16 protein-coding genes, 2 tRNA genes and 1 pseudogene are annotated in these 15,425 nt (G+C 31.8%); 15 read left to right on the top strand and 4 right to left on the bottom strand.

The annotated features are described in order from the left end of the window. Positions 1 to 316 precede the first annotated feature (316 nt). From DZ65_RS0105345 to rnz, 7 genes and pseudogenes are all read left to right on the top strand, one after another. Positions 317 to 1,855: a GGDEF domain-containing protein gene (locus DZ65_RS0105345; RefSeq protein ID WP_024791330.1), complete on the top strand. Its 1,539-nt coding sequence runs from the start codon at positions 317 to 319 to the stop codon at positions 1,853 to 1,855. A 16-nt stretch (positions 1,856 to 1,871) separates the two neighbouring features. Next, entirely contained in the window at positions 1,872 to 2,468 is a 597-nt protein-coding gene (locus tag DZ65_RS11055; protein WP_236617361.1) for a Mur ligase family protein, read from the top strand. A gap of 6 nt (positions 2,469 to 2,474) precedes the next feature. After that, positions 2,475 to 3,017, top strand: coding sequence for a hypothetical protein (locus DZ65_RS11050; RefSeq protein ID WP_236617360.1), 543 nt, complete (start codon positions 2,475 to 2,477; stop codon positions 3,015 to 3,017). Next, the gene (locus DZ65_RS11045) at positions 2,998 to 3,816 is read left to right on the top strand and encodes a hypothetical protein (RefSeq protein WP_024791329.1); all 819 of its coding nucleotides are present in this window, start codon (positions 2,998 to 3,000) and stop codon (positions 3,814 to 3,816) included. Before DZ65_RS11050 ends, DZ65_RS11045 begins: the two co-directional genes overlap by 20 nt. Before the next feature lie 278 nt (positions 3,817 to 4,094). After that, positions 4,095 to 5,810 (top strand): annotated as a pseudogene (locus DZ65_RS11040) (DEAD/DEAH box helicase); the annotation flags it as partial. A 159-nt stretch (positions 5,811 to 5,969) separates the two neighbouring features. Beyond that, positions 5,970 to 6,059, top strand: a tRNA-Ser gene (locus tag DZ65_RS0105320). Between the two features lie 4 nt (positions 6,060 to 6,063). Further along, positions 6,064 to 7,002 carry a ribonuclease Z gene (gene rnz, locus DZ65_RS0105315; protein WP_024791327.1) on the top strand — a complete coding sequence of 313 codons (939 nt, stop codon included), beginning with the start codon at positions 6,064 to 6,066 and terminating at the stop codon, positions 7,000 to 7,002. On the opposite strand, the gene DZ65_RS0105310 is transcribed toward rnz, so the two are convergent. From DZ65_RS0105310 to DZ65_RS0105300, 3 genes are all read right to left on the bottom strand, one after another. Beyond that, positions 6,989 to 8,452: a DNA polymerase III subunit gamma/tau gene (locus DZ65_RS0105310; RefSeq protein ID WP_024791326.1), complete on the bottom strand. Its 1,464-nt coding sequence runs from the start codon at positions 8,450 to 8,452 to the stop codon at positions 6,989 to 6,991. The genes rnz and DZ65_RS0105310 overlap by 14 nt on opposite strands. Before the next feature lie 24 nt (positions 8,453 to 8,476). Beyond that, positions 8,477 to 8,755: a hypothetical protein gene (locus tag DZ65_RS0105305; protein WP_024791325.1), complete on the bottom strand. Its 279-nt coding sequence runs from the start codon at positions 8,753 to 8,755 to the stop codon at positions 8,477 to 8,479. A gap of 97 nt (positions 8,756 to 8,852) precedes the next feature. After that, positions 8,853 to 8,929: transfer RNA gene (locus DZ65_RS0105300), tRNA-Met, on the bottom strand. A gap of 149 nt (positions 8,930 to 9,078) precedes the next feature. Here DZ65_RS0105300 and DZ65_RS0105295 point away from each other — a divergent pair. The 8 genes from DZ65_RS0105295 to DZ65_RS10860 all read left to right on the top strand — a co-directional run bounded on the left by DZ65_RS0105295 (position 9,079) and on the right by DZ65_RS10860 (position 14,841). Continuing rightward, positions 9,079 to 10,068, top strand: coding sequence for a TRAP transporter substrate-binding protein (locus DZ65_RS0105295; protein WP_024791324.1), 990 nt, complete (start codon positions 9,079 to 9,081; stop codon positions 10,066 to 10,068). Next, positions 10,065 to 10,631 (top strand): TRAP transporter small permease, encoded by a 567-nt coding sequence (locus DZ65_RS0105290; RefSeq protein ID WP_024791323.1) that lies wholly within the window; start codon positions 10,065 to 10,067, stop codon positions 10,629 to 10,631. Before DZ65_RS0105295 ends, DZ65_RS0105290 begins: the two co-directional genes overlap by 4 nt. Next, the gene (locus DZ65_RS0105285; RefSeq protein ID WP_024791322.1) at positions 10,628 to 11,917 is read left to right on the top strand and encodes a TRAP transporter large permease; all 1,290 of its coding nucleotides are present in this window, start codon (positions 10,628 to 10,630) and stop codon (positions 11,915 to 11,917) included. The genes DZ65_RS0105290 and DZ65_RS0105285 overlap by 4 nt, the downstream gene beginning before the upstream one ends. Before the next feature lie 120 nt (positions 11,918 to 12,037). Next, positions 12,038 to 12,310, top strand: coding sequence for a co-chaperone GroES (gene groES, locus DZ65_RS0105280; RefSeq protein WP_024787624.1), 273 nt, complete (start codon positions 12,038 to 12,040; stop codon positions 12,308 to 12,310). 10 nt (positions 12,311 to 12,320) lie between these two features. Next, entirely contained in the window at positions 12,321 to 13,952 is a 1,632-nt protein-coding gene (groL, locus tag DZ65_RS0105275) for a chaperonin GroEL (RefSeq protein WP_024787623.1), read from the top strand. A gap of 170 nt (positions 13,953 to 14,122) precedes the next feature. Next, positions 14,123 to 14,332 carry a hypothetical protein gene (locus DZ65_RS10870; protein WP_201767421.1) on the top strand — a complete coding sequence of 70 codons (210 nt, stop codon included), beginning with the start codon at positions 14,123 to 14,125 and terminating at the stop codon, positions 14,330 to 14,332. A gap of 16 nt (positions 14,333 to 14,348) precedes the next feature. Next, the gene (locus tag DZ65_RS10865; protein ID WP_201767420.1) at positions 14,349 to 14,672 is read left to right on the top strand and encodes a hypothetical protein; all 324 of its coding nucleotides are present in this window, start codon (positions 14,349 to 14,351) and stop codon (positions 14,670 to 14,672) included. Continuing rightward, positions 14,638 to 14,841, top strand: coding sequence for a DUF1731 domain-containing protein (locus DZ65_RS10860; RefSeq protein ID WP_201767419.1), 204 nt, complete (start codon positions 14,638 to 14,640; stop codon positions 14,839 to 14,841). Before DZ65_RS10865 ends, DZ65_RS10860 begins: the two co-directional genes overlap by 35 nt. On the opposite strand, the gene DZ65_RS0105265 is transcribed toward DZ65_RS10860, so the two are convergent. Beyond that, positions 14,836 to 15,423 carry a uracil-DNA glycosylase family protein gene (locus tag DZ65_RS0105265; protein ID WP_024791321.1) on the bottom strand — a complete coding sequence of 196 codons (588 nt, stop codon included), beginning with the start codon at positions 15,421 to 15,423 and terminating at the stop codon, positions 14,836 to 14,838. The genes DZ65_RS10860 and DZ65_RS0105265 overlap by 6 nt on opposite strands. Positions 15,424 to 15,425 lie beyond the last annotated feature (2 nt).

The following is a 15,425-nucleotide window of genomic DNA, read 5'->3' as shown; positions in this document are numbered from 1 at the left end:
TATACACTTTTTGGTTCAAACATATCCAATCAAAATTCAAATACGACAATTACTCTTTCAATTGTTTCGTGTTCTCTTGACCCTCTGGATTATGACAAAAACGGTTATCCGATTCTTTACAGAAGTTCGGTAACACTTCAGGCAGATATAACCGACAAAAACAATAAAAAAAGAACTTACAGCGTAAACGGGACTTATGACTTTGCCACATCGCCCAACAGCGTTATAAACGACCAGATTAAATTAAACGCTTTTAAAAAAGCCTCTATTAATGCATTAAATAAACTAATTGCCCTGATAACAAAGGACGGAATCAATGAACATTAACGAAATAGCAAAAGAAGCCCTTTTAAAATTTAAATCAAAAGGTTATGTTTTTACCCCAGGCGAATATGAAGAAGAATTCTGCAAAGCGGCCAAAAAACACAAGGTTATTATTGAAGAGTGTAATAAAATTTCAAAATATATAGCAAAACTGGATAAAAAATATCAGATTATAGCCAAAAATTACAATATCAGAAATTTGGATGAACTTATTTTATTTTTAATAAATTATCTCAACAGAATAAATCCCCAAAAAGAAAAACAGAGCCTTGAAGAGCTTTTTTTATATACCAAAAGGGTTCTTGATGTTATTGTTGTTTTACCTTTTGCCAAAAGCAGACATATTGCCATAAAACATCTCGATTTTTTAAATCCTAATTTAACAAAAAAAGAGTTTTCAAATCTACGGGAAGAATGGATTGATTTTTTGGATAAATTTGATAACAGGGTTATTCAAAAAGCCAAACATATAACAGGCGTTGAAAATGAAGACTGTATAGAAATTACAGAAGCTCTGTTAGAAAAGTTTGAGGAAATGCCAAAACTCGATTTTTTGGTTGATTCCATAATTTATACACTCTCACCAAGTTATGCCCCTTTCATGAATGATGAAATTGCAATGATTAAAAGACAGTTAAAAAACGATCCGTCTTTTATTTATACAAAAGCGTTTGCCGAAGATTTAAAAATTCTTACGAATAAAAGAATAAAACTTGACAAAGAAGAGTTAAAAAGAAAAATTAAAGATTTGGATAAAATTGCTGAAAGACTTTCCATTAAAATATTAAAAATACTTAAAAAAACAGATGATTCTTCAAATGAAATAAAAAATATTACAGTGGAAATTCAAAACTGGAGACATGATGCGGAAAATTTTGAGAGCATTAAACAAAAGCTGATAAATATAGCAAAATCCATTGACGGTGAACTTAATAATTTTCACTGTGAAATTAAAAAAGAGGATGAAGAAATTAAAAAATTAAAAGAAAAAATTCACTTTCTTGAAGGAAAACTTAAAAAACTCGCCACCGAAATAAAAACCGATTATCTGACAAACATCGCCAACAAAAAAGCCATAGAAGACGAGCTTAAAAAAAATGAATCGGCCTATAACAGATATAACACCAATTATTCTGTTGTTTTTTTTGATATAGACCATTTTAAAAATGTAAACGATACATACGGACATGATGCCGGAGATGTTATTTTAAAATCGCTCGGACTGCTGTTTAAAAGATATGCGAGAGATATAGATATGATAGGAAGATTTGGAGGGGAAGAATTTGTTGCAATTTTGCCAAATACAGATAAAAACGGTGCTTATAAATTTGCCAAAAAGTTAAGAGAAATTGTACAAAAAACAAAATTTATGTATAAAAACACAAGAATTCCTATAACAATATCAGGAGGAGTCACTGAGAGAAAAGAGGTTAATTCAAAAGAAGAAGTGTTAAAAAAAGCAGATGAAAGACTTTACTTGGCAAAAAACAGCGGAAGAAACAGAATCTGTGCAGAGGATAAATGCAAATAATAGTAAGTGGTGAGTGGTGAGTAGTAAATTAAATAAATTTTTAGAAAAAAAACCTCTTTTTTACAAAGAAATAGATCTAAAAAGAATGCCAAAAGCTTTTAATTTAATAAAAAATAATATCAATTTAAAACCTGTAATTCATATAATAGGGACAAACGGAAAAGGCTCAACCGGCAGATTTTTGGCCCATACCCTTTTAAAAAAAGGTTACAGCGTAGGGCATTATACATCTCCTCATATTTTAAAATTTAATGAGAGAATTTGGATAAATGGAAAAGATATTGATGATGAAGATCTCGAAATCGCCCACTCACGCCTTCAAAAACTATTGCCTGAGAAAGTCAGCGAATCTCTAAGTTATTTTGAGTATACCACTCTTTTAGCGGCCATAGCCTTTGAAGGACTTGATTTTGTAATAATGGAAGCAGGCCTTGGGGGAGAATTTGACGCAACAGCAGTTTTTGATAAAAAAATAACATTAATTACTCCAATTGATTATGACCATCAAAATTTTTTGGGAAATTCAATTAAAGAAATAGCAACCACAAAATTAAACGCTATTGAAAAAGAGGCGATAATCGGGAAACAGATTAATAAAATTGAAACTGGATAATGGAAAATGGAGTTAAAACCAAATGCCAAAATATATGATTATTTGGAGTTTTTCGAAAAAAATGAAACAGAAAAAATGAAAAAAGATTTTAAATTTGCTGAATTTCTTTTTGATAATTATCTGCTTGCTATGAGTTTTTTAAAAAAAGAAAACATACCTTTTAGCATCAATGATATAAATGATTTAATACTTCCTGGCAGAATGCAGGAAATTGAAAAAAACCTTTTTATTGATGTAGGTCACAATCCTCTTGCTGCAAAGGCTATTGTAAATACTTTGACTAAAAAAGTAAATTTGGTTTATAACACCTATAAAGATAAAGATTATAAAAAGATTTTAACAATTTTAAAACCCAAAATAAATAAACTTTATTTAATTGATGTAAAAAACGAAAGAATTGAGTATAAAGAGAAAATAAAAAAAGTTGCAAATAATCTGGGCATTGAAATAGAAGATTTTAAACAGATACAAAAACCCATGCTGGTATTCGGGAGTTTTTCGGTAGTGGAAGAGTTTTTAAGGAGAAAATTTGCAGGCAAAAGTTTATGAATTTTTACAAAAAAACAAAAAAAATATAATCACAGGAAATTTAAAAGAAGCGCTCTTAACAGGTGAAGTTTTTAAATATTTGAATATCCTCTATTCTGTTTTTCCGGATTTCAGAGCCGGTTTTGGGGACGATTTAAGAAGTTTCAGAAATGAAATATTTGAACTTAATAATGCATTGTTTAAATATTATAATGAAAATGCCTATTTTATCTCACCCTATTCCACTATTTTAAAAAAACTCCCTCTTAAAAAATATTATAAATCAATAACCCTTGAATTTGGGGATGAAATAGAATTTGAAAAATTAAAAGAAAAAATCATTTATTGGGGATATGAGAGAGTAGATATAGTAAGCGAAAAAGGTGAAGCCAGTTTTAGGGGTGATATTTTTGACATTTGGCCGATAAACAGTGAAAAGCCGATAAGAATTTCCCTTTTTGACACCCAAATAGAAAGTATACGAACATTTGATGAAATTACCCAAAAAAGCATTGAAGAGATTGAAAAGTTTTCAATTATCCCAGCAATCGCCGCACTTGATGAAAAAGAATATAATGAAATTTTGCAAAAGTGTCAAAATAGCGAGTTTTCAACATTTTATAAAGATTTTTCCTCCCTCGGATTTTGGTATCTTGAAAGAGATTATTTAAATGATTTTGTTTTAATAAAAGATTTGACCCAGGAGATTGAAGAATATAAAGAGTTTTACAAAGAATTTAACCAGGCTTTCTTTAATGCAAAAATTATCCCAAACGGAAAATGCATTGATATAAATGAAAAATTAAAAGTGAAAAATTGAATAATTGACAGTTATATAATGAAAAAACTCCATTGGAAATAATTGCTAAAAATGAAGTTTTCTTAAAAGAATACAATTTATATGATTTCGTAAAATTAAAAGCGCCTGTTGTAAGATGGATAAAAAGCGATTGCCTAATCAATATAAAATGCCCTGATAAAACCATAATCTCTTTAAACTCGCCCGAATTTGAAAAGAAAAAAAGAATCACCCTTGCTTTGGATGAACTTAAAAAAGGCGATTTTGTCGTTCACGAAAACCACGGTATCGGCAAATTTATGGGACTTAGAAAAATGGAAGTTTTAGGAAAAGTCAGTGAATTTGCCGAAATTCTTTATGCAAATGATGATAAACTGCTTTTGCCTGTGGAAAACTTGAATTTATTAGAAAAATATATCGCCCCTGGAGGGGTGATGCCTCAGCTCGATAAACTTGGAAAAAGCTCTTTTTCTAAAAAAAGAGAGAAAATTAAAGAAAAAATATTTTCAATGGCTGCCGATATTATTAAAATTTCTGCCAAAAGGCATCTCTTAAGCCCTATGCCGCTTGATTTCAAAGGAGTTTATGAATTTATAAAAAAAGCGCCTTTTATCCATACACCTGACCAGAAAAAAGCTATTGAAGAAATTATTAATGATTTTAAAACAAAAATAATGGATAGATTATTAAGCGGCGATGTGGGATTTGGTAAAACGGAAGTCGCAATGGTTGCAAGTTTTATTATTGCAAAAAATAATTATCAGGTTGCTGTAATATCCCCTACCACAATTCTTACAAACCAGCATTATCAAAGCTTTAAAGAAAGATTTGTTGACTATCCGGAAATAAAAATAGCAAAACTCGACAGATTTACTTCAGCAAAAGAAAAAAAAGAAATTTTAGAGAGTGTCAAAAAAGGCAAAATTAATATTTTAATTTCAACCCATGCAGGGTTAAATGTGGAATATAAAAACCTGGGCCTTGTAATTATTGACGAAGAACATAAATTCGGCGTAAAACAAAAAGAAAAATTAAAAACTTTTGCCGAAAATATTCATACGCTTTATATGTCAGCAACCCCAATTCCCAGAAGCCTTAATATGGCACTGAGTAAAGTAAAAGATTTAAGCACATTAGAAACCGCCCCAAAGGGAAAACAAAACACAAAAACATTTGTAAAAGAGTGGGATGAAAATGTTATAAAAGAAGCGATTCTAAGAGAAATAAGACGTGGAGGGCAGATTTTTTATATATATAATAACATTGCCTATATTGAACACAAAAAAGAAGAAATTCAAAATATTCTGCCAAATTTAAGAATTTTAACACTACATGCCAAACTGACCCCAAACCAGATAGAAAAAGGACTCATTGATTTTATAAACAAAAAATATGATTTAGCCTTAACTACTACAATAGTAGAAAGTGGAATTCACATTCCCAATGTAAATACAGTAATTGTAGAAAATGCAGACAGATTCGGAATAGCGGATTTGCACCAGATAAGAGGAAGGGTCGGCAGAGGAAAGCATGAAGGATACGCATATTTTCTTGTAAAAAACAAAGAGGAATTAAGTGAAGATGCCAAAAAAAGACTCATTGCCCTTGAAGAGAATTCATTTCTCGGAAGCGGAAGTATTTTAGCTTTGAGAGACTTAGAAATAAGAGGAGGAGGAAATATTTTAGGAGCTGAACAGTCCGGACAGATAAAAGGCATCGGATATGCTATGTATATTAAAATGCTGGAAAATACTTTAAAAGAATTAAGCGGGGAAACAAAAGAACAAAATGAAACAGAAATAAAACTGAGTATCAATGCGTATCTAAGCCCGGAAATTATTAAAGAAGACAGACTAAGACTTGAATTATACAGAAGACTTTCTCTTGCAAAAACAACAAAAAAAGTGTATGAAATAGAAAAAGAAATAATCGACAGATTCGGAAAAACAGACAAACCAACACAAAACTTTTTAGAAAAAATTAAAATAAAAATAATGGCCAGCGAAAAAAACATAAAATCTATTTCTAACTATAATGAAAATATATCAATTATTTATAATAACGAAAAAAAAGAAATCATTAAAGCGCCTTCAAAAGATGATGAAATTATTTTGGAAAGCATTTTAAATAAATTAAAAAAGATTATTGATATATTTGATATAATTTTATTCCTTGGAGAGTTGGCCGAGTGGTTGAAGGCGCACGCCTGGAACGCGTGTGTGGGTTAACGCCCACCGTGGGTTCGAATCCCACACTCTCCGCCATAGCTTGAAATTTTTATTTTTTGGTACAAGTGCTGGAAGGCCTACAAAACAAAGAAATGTCTCAGGGCTTGCAATGGAATTTGAAAATGATAATAAATGGTATCTGTTTGACTGTGGAGAAGCCACGCAGCATCAGATATTAAAATCAAGACTCAGCAGTGCAAAGCTTGATACAATTTTTATAACACATCTTCATGGTGATCATGTATATGGGCTATTTGGTCTTATAACTTCGAGAATGCTTGATAAAATCACTAAACCTCTTACAATTTACGGACCTAAAGGATTAAAAAAGTTAATTTCATCTGTGGTAGATATAAGTTATGAACATTTAGGATATGAGCTTAATATTAATGAAATATACGCCGGGGCTGAAATGGCTTTTGATAAATTTAAGCTAAAGGTTTTACCTTTAATGCATTCTGTTGAATGTTTTGCCTATTACATAAAAGAAAATGATAAATCAAATAAAATAAACCAGGAAAAACTTATAAATGATGGATTAAAACCGTGTGCATTATATGGAGAGATTAAAAAAGGAAAAGATGTAGAATTTGAAGGTAAAATATTTAGGGCTGAAGATTATCTGCTTAAACCTGTTTTAGGACAAAAAATCATTATAGCCGGAGACAATGCCCAGCCGGAGATTTTATGCCCTTATCTTGAAAATCTTGATTTACTGATTCATGAAAGCACATATACACAGGCAGTTTTTGATAATATGCAAACACAATATATGCACACAACCGCAAAAAATCTGGCGGAAACTGCCCAAAAATATAATGTAAAAAACCTCATAGCTACGCATATATCTCCACGATATCAGACAAATGAACCTATTTTAAATGAACTTAAAAAATATTACAACGGAATTGCTTTTGTGGCAAACGATTTTAATGAATTTGAATTAAAAGAAGGTAAATTAAAACTTATTGATGATTGATTTTCGTTATTTCAACATCGCTTCCGAATATTTCCCTGACTTTATTTATAACATCATCTGTTTTTGAAAAAATATTTTTAACTTCTTTTGGCTTTTTTACATTATTTATTTCATTTTTTTTTTCATTTTTTTTTTCGCATCTAATTGGCTCTATTTTTACCCCGATACCGAAAATTTCGTTAATCAAAGGCCTGATTACAGGTGAAAAAAATCTTTTAAACATATTTTTACAGTTTTCATCCGGACAGCTCTCCCATGTAATTACACCGTTTTCAAAAGAGATAAATTTCACGCTTGTTTCAAAACAGACCCCCAAATCAATGTCTCTTTCTTTTATTTTTTTAATTAAAGTTTTAAATAAATCTTCTTTTTGTTCGATTTTCGGCTCATATGCTCTGACATCTATTTTTTGTTCTAAATTTTGTATTAAATCATCTATTTTATGAGGCTTTATAGCTTCAATCATTCTAAAAAACATTAAAAGCAATACAAATTCGTTATCGGTATTGTATTTTATAAGTTCCCTCGCATCGGAAATAATATTTAAAAATCTGCCTGCCGTTACAAGAGGAAGAGTTGAATTAAACACCGCATCTTTTACATATAAAATAACCTCATCCAAAATGGATTCGATATCATAATCTTTTATTTTCTCTACTAAATTTTTTACCTCTTTTTTATCTTCTTTTAATATGCTTTCAAATATTTTTGAAATAATTTCCGGATTTATAACCCCAAGCATTTCCACAACGCTTTGGGTATCTATTTTACCTTTTGAATATGCAATGGCCTGATCAAGCAGAGTCAGTGAATCCCTGATGGAACCTTTTGCGGATTTTATAAGTAGCCTCAAAGCTTCATTTTCAAATTCTACATTTTCAATGCTCAAAATTTTAATCAAATAATTTTCTATAAGTTTTTCGTTTATTTTATTAAATCTGAAATGCTGAACCCTGCTTAAAATTGTAGCGGGAAGTTTTAAAGGGTCTGTGGTCGCCATAATAAATTTTACATATTCAGGCGGTTCCTCAAGGGTTTTAAGAAGTGCGTTAAAAGCTTCGTTTGTAAGCATATGAATTTCATCAATTATAAAAATTTTATATTTTCCGTAAGTCGGTTTATATTTTGTATGTTCAATGAGTTCCCTGATATCTTCTATTTTTCTGTTGCTTGCCGCATCCATTTCAATAATGTCGATATGTCTGTTTTCATTGGCCATTACACAGTTTTCGCATATTTCGCAAGGGTTAGACGTAGGACCTTTATCGCATTCAAGCGCTTTTGCAAAAATCCTAGCGGTCGATGTTTTTCCCGTCCCTCTGAGTCCTGAAAACAGATATGCGTGGGCTAATCTTTTTTTATCGAGAGAATTTACAAGAGTTTTTATTATGGCATCCTGACCCACCACTTCTTCAAATCTTTTGGGCCTGTATTTTAAAGCTAAAACCACAAATCGCCTTTTTTTAAAATTATATCAAAAAGCGAGTTTAATGAGTTGTTCGTTTAATTCGTAGGCTAATTTTTCTTTTAATTTATCAAAATCTTCAGTTATATCGATATTGGGGGAGAATTTAAATATGTTTTGGGAATTTACAAACCTTTGAAGTTCGGAATGAGATGAAGTTTTAATAAAATCATAAACCAGTTCTTTTATATCATCCGGATAATCATACCTGTCCAATAATTTCAGGGTATAATTTGTTTCTTTATTTTTTATTTTATTAATAAAAGGCATTTTTTTGATATTAAACACAACACCTCTTTTTTTAATAATTATAATACTAAATTTAACATATGTCAATTAATTTTTTATATTTTTTATCAAACATCGTATTTTTCGGGGATTTCATTGGTAGTGAGGGAGAGACTTGAACTCTCGACCTCCGGCTTATGAGACCGGCGCTCTGACCAGCTGAGCTACCTCACCTTCTGCAGGAGTGAAATTATAAAAAAATAAATAAAGTTTGTCAATATAAAAATAAATTTTGTTACACATAGTAACAATACATTAATTTTATTTTAATAAAAACATTTGATAAACCTATAAATGATATAATACTAAAAAAAGGAGAAAAAATGAAATTGCTAAAAGGATTATTAAGTGCAGCGTTAATTGCAAGTTTTTCATTTGCGGCAGATTATGTTATTAAATTTTCACACGTTGTATCACCTGATACACCTAAAGGAAAAGCGGCCAATTATTTTGCAAAAAGGGTTGAAGCGTTAAGTCATGGAAAAATAAAAGTTGAAGTTTATCCCAATGCTCAGTTGTGCGGGGATAAAGTTGTTCTTAGAAAAATGAAATTTAATGCCGTACAAATGGCGGCCCCTAGTTTTTCAAAATTTACAGGGCTTGTTCCCCAGCTTGCTTTATTTGATTTACCGTTTCTGTTTAAAAATGACAATCATTTACATAAAGTTCTTGACGGAGAAGTAGGACAAAAACTTTTAAATATGGTTACAAAAAAAGGATATGTAGCCCTTGGTTACTGGGATAACGGATTCAAACAGATAAGTGATTCAAAAAGGCCTTTAATAAAACCTGAAGACTGCAAAGGGTTAAAATTCAGGGTCATGAGTTCAAAAGTGTTAATTGAACAATTTAAGGCTCTTGGAGCGATTCCAGTAGTACTTCCTTTCAGTGAAGTATATTCAGCTCTTCAACAAGGAGTGGTTGACGGACAGGAAAATACAATTTCAAATATATATACAAAAAAATTTTATGAGGTTCAAAGATATATGACTTTATCTAATCACGGATATTTGGGATATATGGTAGTAATGAGCAAAGCATTCTGGAAAAAACTGCCTGATAATTTAAAAGCTGTTGTAAAAGAAGCCTTCAAAGAAGCCACTGCAAAAGAAAGAATCTGGGCAAAACAGCTTAATGATTCACAGCTTGCAAAGATTCAAGAATATGCAAAAAAAACAGGAAAACTTGAAATCGATACATTAACGCCTGGGCAGAGAAAACTCTGGGAGGAAAAATTAAGAGCCATTTATCCAAAATTTTACGGCACTATCGGAAAAGATTTAATTGAAAAAGCGATTAAAGCGGGTGAATGAAATTCTTAAAATGGATTGATATTAGTGTAGGATTAACAAATGAATTTATTGCTTCGTTTGGAATTTCGGCAGGTGTTTTTTTAGCTTTTATAAACGTAATTGCAAGGTTTATGTTTCATCAGGGAATAGACTGGGCGTTTGAACTGACCAACTATCTTTTTATATGGTCTGCCCTTTTTGGGGCGGCATACGGTTTTAGAAAAGAAATTCATATTAAAGTTACATTATTGGTAGATGTTCTGCCTTCCATCTTAGCAAAATATACAATTATTTTGGCAAAATTAATTACTCTTATTTATTTACTGGCTGTGGCTTATTTTGGCTATTTGTTTATTTTTGACCCGGACTTAGGATTAAAGGCCAGCGGCGAAATCAGCATTGATTTAAATATCCCTATGTGGATACCTTATATTGCCCTGCCTCTTGCTTTTTTAAGCGCATCAATAAGAGTTTCACAAAAAATAATTGAACTTATTAAAACCCCTTCTGATGATATTAAACAGGTTAGCGAGCATGAAATGATTATTGAAGAAACAAAATTAAATCTTGGAGAAAATATATGAGCGTGGCGTTGACTCTTTTTGGGATATTTTTTATATTCCTTATTTTAAGCACCCCTGTCGCAGTGGCACTCGGAGCCTCAACTTTTATAACTTCATATATTTTCGAAGGAAAAGAATCTTTAATAGACCTTGCCAGTGCACTGTTTTCAAAGCTGGATAAATATGCACTTATGGCTATTCCCATGTTTATTTTGGCCGGAAATATATTAAGTAAAGGTGGGAGCGCAAAAAGAATAGTGGATTTTGCAAAAGCTTTTGTAGGCCATCTTCCGGGCGGACTTCCTATTGCAGCAATTTTTTCAAGCATTATTTTCGCAGCTGTTTCAGGCTCATCCCCTGCCACTGTCGCAGCAATCGGTTCTATAATGTTCGGTGCGATAACAGCCGCCGGTTATCCCAAATCTTACGCCGTGGGGACAATTACGGCAAGCGGGTCCCTTGGAATTTTAATACCGCCGAGTATCGTTATGATTATTTACGGGGTAACTGCGGAACAAAGCATTGGAAAACTCTTTATTGCCGGAATAATTCCGGGTCTTTTAATAGGTTTTATGTTAATAGCCGTTACATATTTCGGAGCAAAAAGGCTTGGGTTTAAAAAAACCGCCCCTGCAAGCTGGCGTGAGAGATGGGAAAAATTTAAAGAAGCTTTTTGGGCTTTAATGACTATTGTCATTATTATAGGAGGGATTTACGGCGGAATATTTACTCCTACAGAAGCCGCTGCCGTTTCGGCTGTCTGGGCACTTTTTATAGCGATTTTTATTTATAAAGACATTAATATTAAAGAATTAAAAACAGTGTTTTTAGACAGCGCCGCAACAAGTGCTATGATAATGTTTATTATTGCAAATGCTTCCGTATTTGCATATTTTCTGACTCTCGAGAATATTCCGCAAATGTTAAGCAACTGGGTAGTAAGTATGCATCTTGGAAAAATAGGATTTTTAATTGCCGTAAATATATTATTGCTTATAGCGGGTAATTTCATGGAACCGAGTTCTATTATTATGATAATGGTTCCCCTGCTTTTACCGGTTGCAAAACTGCTTGGAATAAACCCTATTCATTTTGGTGTAATAATTACAATAAATATGGAACTCGGAATGCTGACACCTCCTGTAGGGCTTAATCTGTTTGTAGCAAGCGGAATTACTTCCCTTCCGATAAAAGAAGTGGTTAAATCTGTAATTCCTTGGTTTATAGTTATATTAATTGGACTGATATTAATTACATATATTCCTCAAATTTCACTGTTTTTACCTAATTTAATGATTTCTTCATAAAATACCTTAGTCTAATTAACTAAACATTTCTTAAAAATTTAAATAATTTTCTTGACTTTTTCTTTCTTTTTTTATATAATTTCGTCAGTTAAACAAAATAACTGCTAAAAGGAGGCGGAAATGTTTAGACCTATAGGCTTAAGAGTTCTAATTGAAAGAGTTGAAGAAGAATCAAAAACAGCAAGCGGAATTATTATTCCGGACAATGCAAAAGAAAAACCGCTTGAAGGAAAAGTGGTTGCTATTTCCAAAGAAGTGGAAGAAGATGAAAACCTGCCAATAAACGTAGGTGATACAGTAGTGTTTGCAAAATATGCAGGTACAGAAATTACAATTGACTCAAAAGAATATTTGGTATTAAATACCGACGATATTCTTGGAAAAATAGAATAAGGAGGGGAGCATGGCAAAAAATATAATATATTCAGATGCAGCAAGAAACGAATTATTAAAAGGTGTTGAAAAACTTGCAGATGCAGTTAGAGTTACAATGGGTCCAAAAGGAAGAAATGTTTTGCTTCAAAGAAGTTTCGGAGCACCTCATATCACAAAAGACGGTGTAAGTGTAGCTAAAGAAGTAGAACTAAAAGATCCAGTGGAAAACATGGGAGCTCAGCTTGTAAAAGAAGTTGCAAGCAAAACTGCCGATGAAGCGGGTGATGGAACAACAACAGCAACAGTTTTGGCACATGCAATCTTTAAAGAAGGTTTAAAATACATAACTGCCGGCGCTAACCCAATAGCAGTTAAAAGAGGAATGGACAAAGCGGTAGAAGCGATTATCGCCGAACTTAAAAAAATGAGCAAACCTGTAGAAAATAAAGAACAAATCGCTCAAGTCGCAACAATTTCAGCAAACAATGATAAAAAAATAGGTGAGCTTATTGCAGAAGCAATGGATAAAGTCGGAAAAGACGGTGTTATCACTGTTGAAGAAGGAAAATCGCTTCAAGATGAACTTGAAGTGGTTGAAGGTATGCAGTTTGACAGAGGTTATTTAAGCCCTTATTTTGTAACAAATGCCGATAAAATGGTGGCTGAATATGAAGATGCGTATATTTTATTATATGACAAAAAAATTTCCAATATGAAAGATTTATTGCCATTACTTGAAAAAATGGTTCAAACTGGAAATAAACCATTATTAATTATTGCCGAAGATATTGAAGGTGAAGCATTGGCAACACTCGTTGTTAACAAATTAAGAGGAGTGTTAAACGTAGTTGCTGTCAAAGCTCCTGGATTTGGTGACAGAAGAAAAGCTATGCTTCAAGATATTGCAATTCTAACAGGCGGACAGGTAATCAGCGAAGAGCTTGGTAGAACACTTGAAGGTGCAACCCTTCAAGACTTAGGACAGGCTGGAAGAGTGGTAGTAGATAAAGAAAATACCACAATTGTGGATGGAAAAGGCGATAAAGCTTCAATCGAAGCAAGAATTAACCAAATTAAAAAAGAAATTGAAGAAACAACAAGTGATTATGACAGAGAAAAATTACAAGAAAGACTTGCAAAACTCAGCGGCGGAGTTGCAGTAATTAAAGTCGGTGCCGCAACTGAAACTGAAATGAAAGAGAAAAAAGACAGAGTTGATGATGCATTAAGCGCAACAAAAGCTGCTGTAGAAGAAGGAACGGTAATCGGTGGCGGCGCTGCCATACTTAAAGCAGCCAAAAAAGCCGAAGTTGAAAGTGTAGACCCTGATGAACAAATAGGAATAGACATAATTAAAAAAGCGGTAAAAGCTCCAATTAAACAAATCGCTTTAAATGCCGGATTTGAAGCTGGTGTAGTTGCTCTGACAGTTGAAGAGGCAGATGATGAAACTGGATTTAATGCAAGCAGTGGAGAATATGTAAATATGTTTGAAACCGGAATTATCGACCCGGCCAAAGTTGAGAGAATAGCTCTTCAAAACGCAACAAGTGTTGGAGGACTTTTATTAACAACTGAAGCTGCTGTAACTGAAGAACCAAAAGAAGAAAAAGCAGCTCCGGCAATGCCGGATATGGGAGGAATGGGAGGAATGATGTAATTCCTCTTTTTTCTTTTTTTATAACAATTATAAGTGTCTGTCACTATACTTATTTATATATTTAACATATTGGTTTTATTAATCAAATTATATACAAATTTCTAAATTAGGGTTAAAAAATTCTTAAAAAATAAAGTATAATTTATTCCTTCATTATTTTAAGGAGAAATATGAAAATAGCAATTACAGGAGCCGGTGGATTTATTGGCTCAAATCTAAAAAATTATTTTCCTGATTTCATTGAAATAAATAGAAATGACAACGAAAAAGAAATTGTTGAAAAATTAAAAGATGTTGATATAGCTTTTAATTTAGCGGGGGCTAGTATATTAAAAAGATGGTCTGAAAATTACAAAAATACTTTATTCAAGCAGAATTGAAACTACAAAAAAACTGGTGAAGTCTATTAATAAAAGCAATATAAAACACTTTATTTCAACTTCTGCAATCGGAATCTATCCGGAAAATACTCCGTGTGATGAATACTGTAACATTACTGCAGATGATTTTTTGGGAAATTTGGCAAAAGAATGGGAAAACGAAGCAAATAAATGCAACAAACCTACAACTACAATAAGACTCAGTGTTGTTTTAGGAAAAGGCGGTGCTCTTAAAGAAATGCTTTTACCGTTTAAAATAGGTCTTGGAGGAATTATTGGAAATGGCGAAATGAAAATGTCCTGGATTGATATCGAGGATTTTTGGAAAAGTTTTACATAGACCTACAATTTTTAGAATTCCAAAATTTATTCTTCATTTACAATACGGTGAAGGGGCCGGCGTTTTAACAAGTTCTAAAGAAGTCTATCCAAAAAGATTATTAGAAAATGGATTTAAATTCAAATATCCTACAATTGAAAAATCTTTAAAACATATTTTAAAATTATAAATAATTTTTTAAATTTTTAAAAAATTTTTCTAAATCGTTTCTTATATCAATTCTGTTAAATGCAAGAGGCGAAGGATGAAAACAAACCCCGATTTTAAATCCGTTTATTTCATAAACACCGCATTTTTTTAAATTTTTAACTTTTTTAAATTTATTTATATAAGAAAATGCTTTAATTGCAGAATTTCCAAGAAGCAAAATAATAGAAGGTTTTACAATATTTATTTCTTTTTCAAGTAGATCAGCACCAATTTTAAGTTCATTTGCTTTTGGAGTTCTGTTTTTATTATCTTCAAATGTTCTAAACGGAAAGGCGTTGGTTATTAAAAAATCCCCGCACCTATCAAGTCCGCTTAAATTTATAAGATAATTCAGATTTTCCCCTGCCTTTCCTACAAAAGGCGAATGCATTTCAACCTCTTTTTTACCAGGAGCCTCACCTATAATCATTATGGGATTATCCCTTTTTTTATCAATACAAGGGTCAGTTACCTCTGTAAAATCAATATTTTCATTTAAATATTTTTGAATATATTTTTTTCTTTTTTGATAAAAATCAATTAATTCTTTTTTGCAACTCACAA

This window comes from Lebetimonas sp. JS032 (genome assembly GCF_000523315.1).
Lineage (GTDB): Bacteria > Campylobacterota > Campylobacteria > Campylobacterales > Nautiliaceae > Lebetimonas.
The sequence above is the reverse complement of the archived record's forward strand: the minus strand, read 5'-3'. Positions and strand labels throughout refer to the sequence as shown.

Bases quoted from the DNA above. Each gene is read 5' to 3' on its own strand.
- DZ65_RS0105345 (WP_024791330.1), top strand. From the start codon at position 317: ATGAACATTAACGAAATAGCAAAAGAAGCCCTTTTAAAATTTAAATCA.
- DZ65_RS11050 (WP_236617360.1), top strand. From the start codon at position 2,475: ATGGAGTTAAAACCAAATGCCAAAATATATGATTATTTGGAGTTTTTC.
- DZ65_RS0105295 (WP_024791324.1), top strand. From the start codon at position 9,079: ATGAAATTGCTAAAAGGATTATTAAGTGCAGCGTTAATTGCAAGTTTT.
- DZ65_RS0105290 (WP_024791323.1), top strand. From the start codon at position 10,065: ATGAAATTCTTAAAATGGATTGATATTAGTGTAGGATTAACAAATGAA.
- DZ65_RS0105285 (WP_024791322.1), top strand. From the start codon at position 10,628: ATGAGCGTGGCGTTGACTCTTTTTGGGATATTTTTTATATTCCTTATT.
- groES (WP_024787624.1), top strand. From the start codon at position 12,038: ATGTTTAGACCTATAGGCTTAAGAGTTCTAATTGAAAGAGTTGAAGAA.
- groL (WP_024787623.1), top strand. From the start codon at position 12,321: ATGGCAAAAAATATAATATATTCAGATGCAGCAAGAAACGAATTATTA.
- DZ65_RS10870 (WP_201767421.1), top strand. From the start codon at position 14,123: ATGAAAATAGCAATTACAGGAGCCGGTGGATTTATTGGCTCAAATCTA.